Genomic DNA, 12,640 nt, shown 5'->3' with positions numbered 1-12,640 from the left:
CTCATTACTGAGTGGGACGATCGCCAAACTCGGAGTTGTAACCTTCTTCGCCGTGTTCGTTGATATCCATACCTTGCAATTCAGCTTCCTCTTTGACTCGCAGTCCGACTGTAGCATCGATAACTTTGAGAATAATCCACGTACCAACACCTGCGATTATATAGGCAACGGCAATTGCTACTAGTTCAACTCCCAATTCACCAAAATTACCACGCAGTACTCCATCTTTACCTCCTCCGTTGACTTGAGTAGTGGCAAAGATAGCCGTTAAAATCGCCCCTACTGTACCACCAACCCCATGCACGGGATAAGTATCTAAAGCATCGTCAACTTCTAGCTTGTGCTTGAAACTCACAGCATAGAAGCAAACAAAGGCGGTGATGAAACCAATTAAAATTGCTGATAGCGGTGTGACAAATCCGGCGGCGGGAGTAATGCCCACCAAACCAGCAACAGCTCCTGTAGCTGCTCCCACGGCGGTTGGTTTACCTCGTAAAGCTGCTTCTAAAATTAGCCACATTAAAGCTGCTGCTGCTGCCGCTGTATTGGTAGCGACAAAGGCTGTTGTTGCCACATTCGTAACTAAGTTACCAGAGGTTCCACTAGCAACAGATAGGGCACTCCCAGCGTTAAAACCGAACCAACCAAACCACAGCAAGCCAGCACCCAGCAAAATAAACGGAACGTTGTGCGGCGGGCTAAGGCGATCAGGATGGGTTTTGCGAGGGCCAAGAACGATCGCTGCTACTAGGGCTGAAACACCAGAACTAATATGAACTACTGTGCCACCTGCAAAGTCTAGGGCACCCAATCCACCATACAAACCTAAAAATCCACCTTTCGCCCAGACCATGTGGGCTAGAGGAGCGTAAACAAAGGTTGACCACAGTAGGACAAACAGCGAATAGGCACGGAAACTCATCCGCTCAACGATCGCTCCAGAAATTAAGGCTGGGGTGATAATGGCAAACATGGCTTGGTAGATCGTGAATGCCTGATGGGGTATTGTTCCGGCATAAGAGACGACTTCCGGCGGGTTTGACCCTTTGAGATAATCGGTTATCTCTAATCCAACACCATTCAAACCCAGCCATTGCAATCCACCGATAAACGGTAAACCTGGCGCAAATGAAAGACTATAGCCCCAGAGAATCCAGGTAACTCCGACGATCGCCATTAACACAAAGCTCATCATCAATGTGTTTAGAACGTTGCGCGATCGCACAAATCCACCATAGAAAAATGCCAATCCTGGTGTCATTAGTAGCACAAGTGCTGCTGAAATCAACATAAATGCTGTATCTCCAGTATCAGCAGCAGGCACAGTAGCAGCTGGGGTTTGGGCAAAAGCATTGCCCATCAACGGCCCTCCTAAAAATAGTAGGGTGATAGCTCCAATCATCACAACTTTCTTCAACACTTCTTTTTCTTCCTAAGCACCAACGATTTGTATACTTAACTACATTTGATTACTTTTTTGGACACATTTTTGTCTTGAAAGTTACTTAACCTGAATTTTCTTGAAATGTTAACAATAATATAATCCTGATTGTAGTTACCAAGATTTAAATCAGCGTATAAACACGCAATCATTACATTGCATCTTTTTTTTTCAAGAGAAGAATAGTATTTTATTCAAGCCTGACAAAATTCCAAACTTTTAGTTACCTACTGTTACAAACCAAAATAATTGTCATACTTGACAAATAGTGTAAATTATCGTTAGCATTTTCCGATAATTTACATAACTATGCAGCAGATTTAAACTTCTCTCCGAACGTGAATAGGTGTCGGAGATAAAGGCTACAACAATGTAAGATAAAAATACCTCGCACCCGTGCTTGCGATCGCGGAACATCTGATAGAAAAGGGAGAACCAAGTAGCGTGAAACTTGGGGAGGAGTACACTTTATCTAATTGCAAAATGCTGGATCATGAGTTCTATTTTTATCCAGTATAAATACGTAGATATCCAGATGCCTGCCTCTGACAGGTTGGTTGCGAAAAAACTTTTGCAATTTTGGGTGGGATTATTATCTGTTTAAAAGGGAACACCATAAAAGTTATTGGTGCAAAATAATATAGAACTTTTACTTAAGTTCTGGGAGCAAACATGATAATTAAAACACTCATTAAAGCTAAACATACTCCGATTAAGTCGTAGCGGTCTGGAGTTACCCCGTCTACCTTCCAACCCCAAAGCATAGCCATTGCGATAAACACGCCGCCATAAGCAGCATACACTCTGCCAAAATTTGTTGGTTGTAGAGTTGCAATAACGCCATAGAAAGCTAAAGCAATTCCCCCCAATATGCCCAACCAGGACGGCTTACCCTCGCGCAACCACAACCAGATCAAGTAGCCGCCCCCAATTTCCAATAAACCAGCCCACAAAAAATACAGCAGGGACTTAATCATTTAAACGATTATTTAATAACATATAAGTCAGTAAAATTACGCTAACGCTTTTAAGTAAACTGTTGTCATTAATTAAAGTAAGTTTGTTGACCAAATTGGGCATGGAGCACAAGAGGCAGAGGTGCAAAGGGGCAGAGGGGAAAACTACGACTTCTCCTTTTACTTCTCTACCCCCCTGTTACTGAGCACAGTCAAAGTATTCTCCCCTGCTCCCTTATCCCTCCACTCACCACTCACCATTCCCCAGAATGTAGATAAGGCTTACGGATGAAAGCACCATTACCTGATAACGAAGCCCAGAGAATCGAGGCAATTTTGCAGTATAAGATTCTTGATACGCCATCGGAAGCCACCTTTGACGATCTGACTCGTTTAGCCTCGTATATTTGTCAGACTCCTATTGCCTTAATTAGCCTAATTGATACAAATCGCCAGTGGTTCAAGTCAAAAGTCGGTTTGGATACCCCAGAAACACACCGAGATTTCGCATTCTGTGCCCATGCCATTCTCCAGCCTGATATTTTTGTCGTGCCTGATACAAGAGATGACGAACGGTTCGCGACAAATCCACTGGTGACATCTGACCCAAATATTCGGTTTTATGCTGGTGTACCTCTGACTAACCCTGAAGGATACGCAATCGGCACTCTATGTGTAATTGACTACGTACCACGACAACTTAATCCAGAACAAATAGAGGCATTACGAACTTTAGGTCGTCAAGTCATCAAGCAACTGGAATTGCGCCGAAATTTAGCAAGTTTGGTACTTGTTACCAAGAAAAGCAACCAGGCACAGAGGGTACGCAAGCAATTTTTTAAAAAGATTGCAGCAAGTTTTGGTTTGTCGTCGGTAATTTTAGTTCTAATTGGGGTGGTTTCTTATCAAAATACAAGAGTATTTACTAATTCTAATCGCAGTATAGTAAAACATACTTATAAAAAACTTAACAGCCTAGAGAAAATACTATCCCAGGTAAAGGATGCTGAGATTGGACAACGTAGTTACATCTTCACTGGAGAAAAACTTTATCTAAAATCGTATCAAACAGCACTTAGTAATGTCGATCGAGAAATTGCCGAGCTGAAGAATTTAACAGCAGTTCAACCGAATCAACAAAAGCAGATTGCAACGCTTGAATTTCTGATAACGGCTAAACTTACTGAACTAAAACAGACTATCGACTTGCGCCAGAACAAGGGATTAGAGGCGGCGTTGCGAGTACTGCTGAGAAACGATCGACAAAATCTCATGGATGATATCCGCAAGGCGATCAATGAGATGGAAAACGAGGATAGGGGAAGAATCCAACAGCAGTCACAAGCAGCAAAGACTCAGACTGGTTACAGAATTCTGACACTTGTGATCGCTATTTGCCTAAGTTTTATCGTTCTTGCTGTAGTCTACTACTTAATCTATCGTGAGGTTATTGAGCGGAATAGGACAGAAGAAAGCTTAAATCAAGAACGCAACTTTATCTCAGCAGTTCTTGATACAGTCGGTGCATTGGTAATAGTTTTCGATTCTCAAGGGCAAATCGTTCGTTTCAACCAAGCCTGTGAGCAAATAACTGGTTACTCCTTTGATGAGGTGAGGGGTCGGTATAGCTGGAATTTGTTTCTACCTCCTGAAGAAGTGGAGCCAGTCAAAGCAGTTTTTGACCAGATATTAACTGGCAAACTTTCCCATGATTATGAAAATTATTGGGTAATGAAAGATGGTAGTCGGCGGCTGATTGCTTGGTCAAATACCATTTTAAAAGACTATGAGGGCTGTGTTGAATACATTGTCGGCACCGGCATTGACATTACCGATAACAAACGAACACAACAGCATCTAACTGCACAATATGCTGCAACCCGCGTCTTAGCAGAGTCCGCCACAATTAGCGAAGCTACTCGCCAAATATTGCAAGGAATCTGTGAGAGTTTGGCATGGGATTTGGGTGAAATCTGGATGGTAGATGAGCAAGCAAATGTGCTGCATTTTCTTGATATCTGGCATAAAGCAGCCCTTGAAATGCAAGAGTTTGAAATACTGAAGCGACAAACCACCTTTGCACCCGGAATTGGACTACCTGGAAGGGTTTGGGCTAGTTCTGAATCTGTTTGGATCGCTGATATTGCTAAAGATATTAATTATCCTAACTTCAAAATAGCTGCTCAAGTAGGACTACATGCAGCTTTTGGTTTTCCGATCCGCAGCGGTAACAAAATCCTTGGTGTTATTACCTGCTTTAGCCGTGAAATCCATCCGCCTGACCAAGATTTAGTAAAAACGATGAATTCTATCGGTGAGCAAGTGGGGCAATTTATCCAGCGTAAACAGGCTGAAGAAGAAATACAACGCCAAAATTTGCGATCGCAACTATTTACCGAAATCACCCTGAAGATTCGTCAGTCTTTGGACATCGAAGAAATTCTCCAAATTACTGTCGAAGAGGTACAAAAAATTCTCCAGACTGACCGGGTTTTAATCTATCAGCTGATGCCAGAGTCTGCAAATACCGTTGTTGAAGCAGTAGTTTCTGGCTTACCAGCAATCAAAGAGCAAAACAACGCCGCCCCCTACTTTGAAGCAGAGTATCTCCAACAGTACTATCTACAGCAGTACCGTCAAGGCAAGATTTTCGGACTGGATAACTTGGATCTCCTGGAAGTTGAACAAAGCCATCTGGAATTAATGCAACAGTTTGGGGTCAAAGTCAATTTGGTTGTACCCATTCTTGTTAAAGAAGAACTTCGCGGTTTGCTCATAGTTCATCAGTGTGACGATTCCCACCACTGGTCTAGCTTTGAAACCGATCTTTTGCGGCAAATAGCCGACCAAGTAGGTATTGCTTTAACCCAAGCCCAACTATTAGCAGCCGAAACTCGTCAGCGACGAGAACTTGAAATTGCCCGTCGCCAAGCCGAATTAGCTTCTCAGACGAAAAGTGCCTTTTTGGCAAATATCAGTCATGAGATTCGCACTCCGATGAATGCTGTATTGGGGATGACCAGTTTGGTCTTAGATACTCCCTTAGACGCAGAACAGCGAGATTTTATTGAAATAATTCGCAGTAGTGGAGACGCTCTTTTAAGTTTAATCAACGAAATTTTGGATCTTTCCAAACTTGAGGCTGGAGAGATGGCTCTCGAAACTTTAGATTTTGACCTATCCACTTGTGTGGAAGAAGTGGTGGAATTATTGGCTCCCTCAGCCCATAACAAAGGATTAGAAATTGCCGCACTGATCGATCGCAACGTTCCCACCCAACTCAAAGGAGATACTGGTAGGCTGCGGCAAATTTTGATGAACTTAATCAGCAACGCCATCAAGTTTACCAGCACTGGCGAGGTATTAGTGCAAGCCGAATTGCGTTCGCTTTCTCCGACTACAGCCACCATTCATTTTGCCATTACAGATACAGGTCTTGGCATTAGCCCTGAAGACCAACGCAAACTCTTTACGCCATTTACCCAAGTGGATGCTTCGACCACTCGCAAGTATGGTGGTACCGGTTTGGGATTAGCCATCTGTAAACAACTTGTAACTTTGATGGGAGGAGTGATTGGGGTAGAAAGTCAGATGGACAAAGGATCTAAGTTTTGGTTTGAGGTGCTTTTTACCAAACAAGTTGAGCCTGTTGAGCCAAAATGCGAACGCGGACTTTTGCAAAATCGTCGCTTATTGGTGGTGGATAACAACGCTACTAATTATAAAATCATCTCTCATCAAGCTACTCATTGGGGAATGGAGGTAGATCGAGCTGATAATCTTGCTGCGGCCTTTAAAGTTATTCAGCAAGCTAGCGAGCAGGGTAAATCATATCATATTGCCTTGGTTGATATGCAAATACCCCAGACAAATGGCATGACAATAAAAGAACAAATTCAAGCCAATTCTGCAATTGCTAAGATCCCTTTGATTATGCTCGCATCTACTAATCAACGGGATGAAGTGCAACAGGCGCTCAAAATTGGATTTGCTACTTATTTATTCAAACCCATTAAGCCATCACGACTCCTTGATGCCATCATAAATATTTTAGAAACTCAGCCGGAATCAGAACAAGAATTTAGAGGCAGGAAGCTAGAAGCTACAGAAGAAATTTCGAGTACAGAAACTTCAAGTATTCTTACTTCTTCTAACCTCTCTACTAAATCCAAGTTAAGAATTCTGTTAGCCGAAGATAATTTGGTGAATCAGAAAGTAGCACTAAAGCAACTCCAGAATTTGGGCTATAAAGCCGATGTCGTTGCCAATGGAAAGGAAGTTTTGCAGCTATTAGAAAAAATTCCTTACGATTTGATTTTAATGGATTGTCAAATGCCAATTCTCGACGGTTTGGAAACCACAAAAGAAATTCATCGTTGGCAAGAGGATGCTTTTGCATTGGGTCATCGTCCTGTGGTGATTGCGATGACAGCTAATGTGATGAGAGAAGACGAACAAACGTGTCTAAATGCCGGAATGGACGACTATTTGAGTAAGCCAGTATTTAAAGAAAAATTGGCTGAAACTTTAGAGCATTGGACAGGTGTGATCGCTTCCCAACAAGAGGCAGGTGTATATGAACAGACAGTTTTCACTGACTTAGCAATTGATTGGGAACACTTGCATCAGATGTCGGGCAATGATAAAGAATTTGAATTAAATTTATTGCAAATATGCGTTGAAGATATTAAACCCCGTTTAGAGATAATTAAAGCAGCGATCGCAACTGATGACTTTGGGCAAATAGTGCGAGAAACTCATCACCTTAAAGGTGCTAGTGCCAACATTGGAGCCACAGCTATGTACTTAGCAACTGACAAACTAGAACAACTAGCTAGCGATCGAGACCTTAAAGGTACTACTAATTTAATTTTAGAATTAGAAGAATTTGTCAACTGCATTCAATACTTTTTAATTAAAAACAAAGTCGTGAAGGAGGCAGGAGGCAGGAGGTTACAGAGCGACTTAAGTAGGAACCTATCCCACTAATAATATTTTGTTAATCCAGATATGAATTGTAGCAAGGTCAATGAATGCGTCAAAGTAAACTTTTTTACGTTCCCATCTAACGACGAGACGGCGATATTTGCGCTGATACCAAGCAAAACACCGCTCTTGCTGAAATCTAGGAACAGAAATTTTGATTGGTCTTCCTCTGTTTTTCTTAGTTTTCCAAACTCGTTTTGGGATTTGAGGACGTTCTGTTGATGTCCCAAAAACCCAATTGGGAATTGCAGCAGGGATGAATGATGTGGCGGTGAAGGAGCGCGTTGCTCGGCATTTAGATGTGAATAGCGATCGCCTTTCTGCTTACGTAATCGATCGCCGTCCTAGTGGCGATTTGATCGTCCGCCCTGAAGCGGTCTATGGTTAAATTTTATTCCGCGCCCTAACTTGTGAAGTCTACACACACTATCTGGTAACGGATCGCAGGTTCGATTCCTGTCGCTCCCTTTGATGGGAGCGTAGCCAAATTGGTATAGGCAATTGTGAAAACTGCTTTGCTAACTTGTGCGGAATTTCAATTATTTAAATCGGATTTATCTATAACCTTTACTCAATACGGAGGTGAGTTCAATGATGTTAGCTAACTCATGTTTAATGACAACTCAATTAGTACAACTGCATTTGAACAACGTGAGATATGAGCGAACATCGTTTGAGCGAGATTGTGATTGAGCGTCCTCGCGGTGGGAGAAGAATTAGCCTCAAAAAGGTGACTGGCTTTAAGAAGCAATTATACAAAATCACCCAGGATGCAATTCAGGATGGATTGTTGAATCCCTACCTGATTAAACCAATAAATAAATCCAAGTATCTTTCAGATCATCTCGGCCCTCTGCGTCGGTTTTTGCGTAGGCGTAGCCCGCCGCAGGCATCGCAAGTCGGACAGCCTTGGAATGACATTTACAGTCAACTGTGTCAACGACTAGATCCCAGTACAATGGCAGGACGGCATGTTATTGATCATGTGTGGGACTATGTTGAACGGTATGTAGAAATAATTGATGGTGGTTTTTATAGCAAGCCTTATCGAGGATATCGAATTCAGCTAGATACAAGCCATCGCGATCGCTTCTATATCCATCCTGAAACTGGAATTCTTTGTGCATCTGAGAAAATACCTCGAAAGCAGAAGCAAAAGCAGGAACAAACTGATATTGTCATCATTGAAAATTATCATCAATACCAGAAGCTAAACGAAATTTGGTATTTAATTACCTTTGAAGATTTGCCATCACCATCCACTCATTATGTGACGGATGCTGTCAAAGGTATAATTCATCGTTCTGTGGCATATAGAGGTCGAATGATTTACGCTGTTAAGAAACAGCAGTGTAATAAGAAAGAAATTCGATTTATTTTAAATCAACTTTCTAAAATCTAAAATTTTCACTTCGTGCCCTAACTGAAAAAGCTTACATACTAGCCGAATGGTAAGGCACTTGACTGAAGATCAAGCAACTACGGGTTCAAATCCCGTGTGTGAATCAACAGCTTTTTCGACTTGCACGAGGTGATTTTATTTTATTAATGATTGATGGCAACTTCTCTGTCGCTCTTTTTTTCGCGTCTTTGTTGAGTTGCAAAAACTACTTTTTTTAAACGAACCGCCAAGGACGCATTCGCGCAGCGTCTCGTTAGAGAAGGACGCGAAGTTAAAGAAAAAGACAGAGAATTTCACATACTAATCAGGACTGCTACATAGAAATTCAAATTTATCGGCAGTTGTTGCCACGCCCCGATCGCGGAAGCTTACATAACTCTGCACACGTTATACACAATGCTTCCACAACTTGCGCGGTGACTTTATCGCCCCGCGTGCAACATCTGCCTCCTCATTCATTACAATTAAAGGAGGTTCTTATGAAAACCGCAGAACGTGACCTGCGTTTGGAAATGCTCAACAGTTTGCTCACAACTCCTCACCGCAAGCTTGAGCAAGTCGCAGAAATTCATCAGTTAATTATTGAACTCGATCCCATCTTCTACGGACACCTGGCAGTTTGGTATCAGCGTTATGGTGATGTCCGCGACCACAAGGAAGTGTTTGTTGCTCATTTGTTAACCAGCAATTTAACTGAACACCGGGATGCTGGATTTATGATGCTGCAAGAGTTTCCTCCCTATCAGGTGGCTCGTGTGGTGGACTTTATGAAGCAGCAGCAGAATAAACTACCTCGTTCGGCTCGGACTGCGGTACGACGTTACTTGAAGACACGGGAGAGCAATCCGGCTCTATTCGATTCGATCGCGCCGCTTTGCGAGGTCGTAAGGCTATGAAGCACTTATATGCTTCCCTGCACATCAAACCAAATGAACGGGCAAATGCGATTCTGTTTTGCGATACTCCTCCAGAGGGTTCCTTAGCAAATGTGCTGAAGCAGCTTGCTAAGGCTGAAAGTGCCGCAGAACAGGCACGGTTGATTGTGGAGTTCAAAATTCCCTACACGATCGCAATTGGTGCAATCAAGCAACTTACACCAGTTGTATTGGTGGCGTTAATCAACAGCATGACTCCACAAGAAGCGATCAACAACCTCAAGTCTCTCCAGACTAGAGGTGCAATGGATCACCCACAAGTGAAGAAGCTGATTGATTCCAAGCTGGAAGCAGCGTCTAAGAGTACGCGTGTCTCAGCATTCAAAGCACAGATTGCCACAGACGCAGGAGATTTTGACGCAGACACCATTGCCCAACTGGAAAAGGTGACAAATGAGCAGGTGAAACGGCGTGGTGCGATCGCTCGTCCAACTGCTTTATTGGTGGACAAGTCTGGTTCAATGGAAAATGCGATCGCGATCGGTAAGCAACTCGCTGCCCTAATCTCTGGTATCACTAAGGCAGAACTGTTTGTCTACGCCTTTGACACCATTCCTTACGCTGTTACGGCAAAAGGCAAGGAGTTGACCGACTGGGAGCGTGCCTTCCAGCACATCAATGCAGGTGGTGGTACTAGCATCGGCTGTGCATTGGAAGCAATGCGGAAGAAGAAGCAGGTAGTTGACCAGATTATCATAGTGACGGATGAGGGCGAAAATGCGGCTCCTTACTTCGGTGAAGTCTACAAGAACTACTGCCGGGAGTTGGCGATAATGCCCAATGTGGTGATTGTCCGTGTGGGTACTCATTACAACTGGGTGGAGACTCAACTGAAGCAGCAGCAAGCACCTGTAGATACGTTCACTTTCGCGGGTGACTACTACAGTTTGCCGAACATCGTCCCACTCCTAACGCGCCCCTCTCGTCTGGATTTGCTGATGGAGATTCTGGACATACCGTTACCTGTGCGATCGGATAAGTGAGACTCAAATAAAGCACTGTTCAATCAAATGATGAGCAGTGCTAATCTTATAGCCTGAAACTAGTTGTACAGTCATTTCTCAAGCATCTAGGTATTTAATTTGTTACGCTGGATTTTTACAGAGATGTGAAAGTGAGCAAAGCGTATGCGTGATTTATTCCGTGGTTACTATAGACCTACTAATAAGGAATTTGAGGCTCTTTGGAGAGACTGTATTTTCTGTTTCGATACTAATATTCTTCTAAATGTTTATCGCTATACTCCCAAAACACGAGAAAGATTATTTACAATCCTCAGCGATCTGAAAGATCGGATTTGGATACCTTATCAGGTTGCATATGAATATCAAAAGGAACGTTTGAACGTAATCGAACAGCAGTTGAAACCGTATGGTGAGCTACAGAAGTTATTGGATGACAACCTTGACAAATTTAAAAAGATAGTGGCGCAGTATAGTAAGCGTCATTCTTTTAGTAGTTTCGTTGATACTAAACAAATCTTAGAGACAATTGAGAAAACCTATAAAGGAGTTAAAAAAGTCTTAGCTGACTCAAACTTAAATTATCCTAATCTACTAGATATAGATGATTTTAGAGAAGAAATCACCAATTTATTTGATGGTAGGGTAGGACAGCCTTACTCAGAGGAGGATTTAGGCAAAGTTTACAAAGAAGCGGAAAAGCGTTTCAAAATTAGCCAACCTCCAGGCTATATGGATGCTCAAGGTAACAATAAGAAGGAGCATCCAGAGTGTTACGGCGATGTAGTTATTTGGTTTCAATTAATTGAGTATGCAAAATCTCAGAAGAAGCCTTTAATCTTTGTCACAGATGATCAGAAGAATGATTGGTGGCTAGAGCGCCGAGGAAAAATTCTGGGTCCCAGACCTGAGTTGATTCAGGAGATGTTCGCCAAAGCAGGTGTCTCATTTTATTTGTACACAGGAGAAAAATTTTTAGATGAAGCTGGGAATTTTCTCAAACTTTCTAGTGAACCAGAAGTTATTGAAGAGGCAAGAGATGTAGGACTTGAAGATGAAGTTTCTCAAGGGTTAAATGAAGATGTTCAACACATAGCTAGTATTAATGCTGATGCTTTTCAGCAACTAGCACGTTCTATAGATACAAGTAGTTTAGCTCGCCTAGCTAGCATCAATACTGATACTTTTCAACTACTAGCACGTTCTATAGATACAAGTAGTTTAGCTCGCCTAGCTAGCATCAATACTGATACTTTTCAACTACTAGCACGTTCTATAGATACAAGTAGTTTAGCTCGCCTAGCTAGCATCAATACTGATACTTTTCAACTACTAGCACGTTCTATAGATACAAGTAGTTTAGCTCGCCTAGCTAGCATCAATACCGATACTTTTAAGCAACTACTAGCACGTTCTATAGATACAAGCAGTTTAGCTCGCCTAGCCAGCATCAATACTGATGCTTTTCAGAATATTTCCTCCGTCACACAAACTCAATTTTCCAGCGCAACTAGTGCAAACACTCAGCTATCTACAGATTCATCAGAATTACACCAAGATTTTGAAGAAACAGTTTTGGATCAGGATAGGCAATCACTAGAACCGGAAGATTGAGCAATCTTTTATGCAAGGAGCGAGAGTGGGCACAGTAATAGACAATACGGATTGATATTTGTAGTTTTTGTAGCGTAGATTGTATTGCCACAATTCGAGCGATCGCTCTACTCCAAAATCTCTCATTTCATCTCTTCTAATTTTATGTAGTATATTGTATTATATTAATATCCTGCGTGCCCCAACTCTTGGAGCCTACATACTAGTACGAGAGGAAAAGTAACACTGTCAAATACAGTGGGCGTGTGTGAACGGGGAGTGCGAAGAACCTGGGAGGTAGGCTTAAAAGTAGCCATCTTTTAAAGAGTGTGTAACAACTCACCAGCGGAGTCCCTCTAGTAACT

General features: G+C 42.3%; 5 protein-coding genes, 1 tRNA gene and 2 pseudogenes. 6 read left to right on the top strand and 2 right to left on the bottom strand.

Annotation, left to right across the window (positions count from 1 at the left end; all coding sequences use genetic code 11):
• Nucleotides 1-4: 4 nt before the first annotated feature.
• Both HWQ43_RS16255 and HWQ43_RS16250 read right to left on the bottom strand, forming a co-directional pair.
• Nucleotides 5-1,420, bottom strand: coding sequence for an ammonium transporter (locus HWQ43_RS16255; protein WP_292735640.1), 1,416 nt, complete (start codon nt 1,418-1,420; stop codon nt 5-7).
• Nucleotides 1,421-2,094: 674 nt separating this feature from the next.
• On the bottom strand, nt 2,095-2,418 hold the full coding sequence (locus HWQ43_RS16250; protein ID WP_292735637.1) for a YnfA family protein: 324 nt from the start codon (nt 2,416-2,418) through the stop codon (nt 2,095-2,097).
• Nucleotides 2,419-2,685: 267 nt separating this feature from the next.
• Between HWQ43_RS16250 and HWQ43_RS16245 the strand changes: the two genes are divergently transcribed.
• The 6 genes and pseudogenes from HWQ43_RS16245 to HWQ43_RS16220 all read left to right on the top strand — a co-directional run bounded on the left by HWQ43_RS16245 (nt 2,686) and on the right by HWQ43_RS16220 (nt 12,296).
• Nucleotides 2,686-7,386: a GAF domain-containing protein gene (locus HWQ43_RS16245; RefSeq protein WP_292735635.1), complete on the top strand. Its 4,701-nt coding sequence runs from the start codon at nt 2,686-2,688 to the stop codon at nt 7,384-7,386.
• 205 nt (nt 7,387-7,591) lie between these two features.
• Nucleotides 7,592-7,771 (top strand): annotated as a pseudogene (locus tag HWQ43_RS16240) (hypothetical protein); the annotation flags it as partial.
• Nucleotides 7,772-8,041: 270 nt separating this feature from the next.
• Nucleotides 8,042-8,785 (top strand): hypothetical protein, encoded by a 744-nt coding sequence (locus HWQ43_RS16235; protein ID WP_292735633.1) that lies wholly within the window; start codon nt 8,042-8,044, stop codon nt 8,783-8,785.
• A gap of 32 nt (nt 8,786-8,817) precedes the next feature.
• Nucleotides 8,818-8,886, top strand: a tRNA-Phe gene (locus tag HWQ43_RS16230).
• A gap of 378 nt (nt 8,887-9,264) precedes the next feature.
• Nucleotides 9,265-10,703, top strand: a pseudogene (locus tag HWQ43_RS16225) (VWA domain-containing protein).
• Nucleotides 10,704-10,847: 144 nt separating this feature from the next.
• Nucleotides 10,848-12,296: a PIN domain-containing protein gene (locus tag HWQ43_RS16220; RefSeq protein WP_292735631.1), complete on the top strand. Its 1,449-nt coding sequence runs from the start codon at nt 10,848-10,850 to the stop codon at nt 12,294-12,296.
• Nucleotides 12,297-12,640: the final 344 nt, after the last annotated feature.

Source organism: Nostoc sp. JL31 (assembly GCF_017114965.1).
Lineage (GTDB): Bacteria > Cyanobacteriota > Cyanobacteriia > Cyanobacteriales > Nostocaceae > Nostoc > Nostoc punctiforme_A.
Note: the sequence above shows the minus strand (reverse complement) of the source record. Positions and strands in the feature narration are given on the sequence as shown.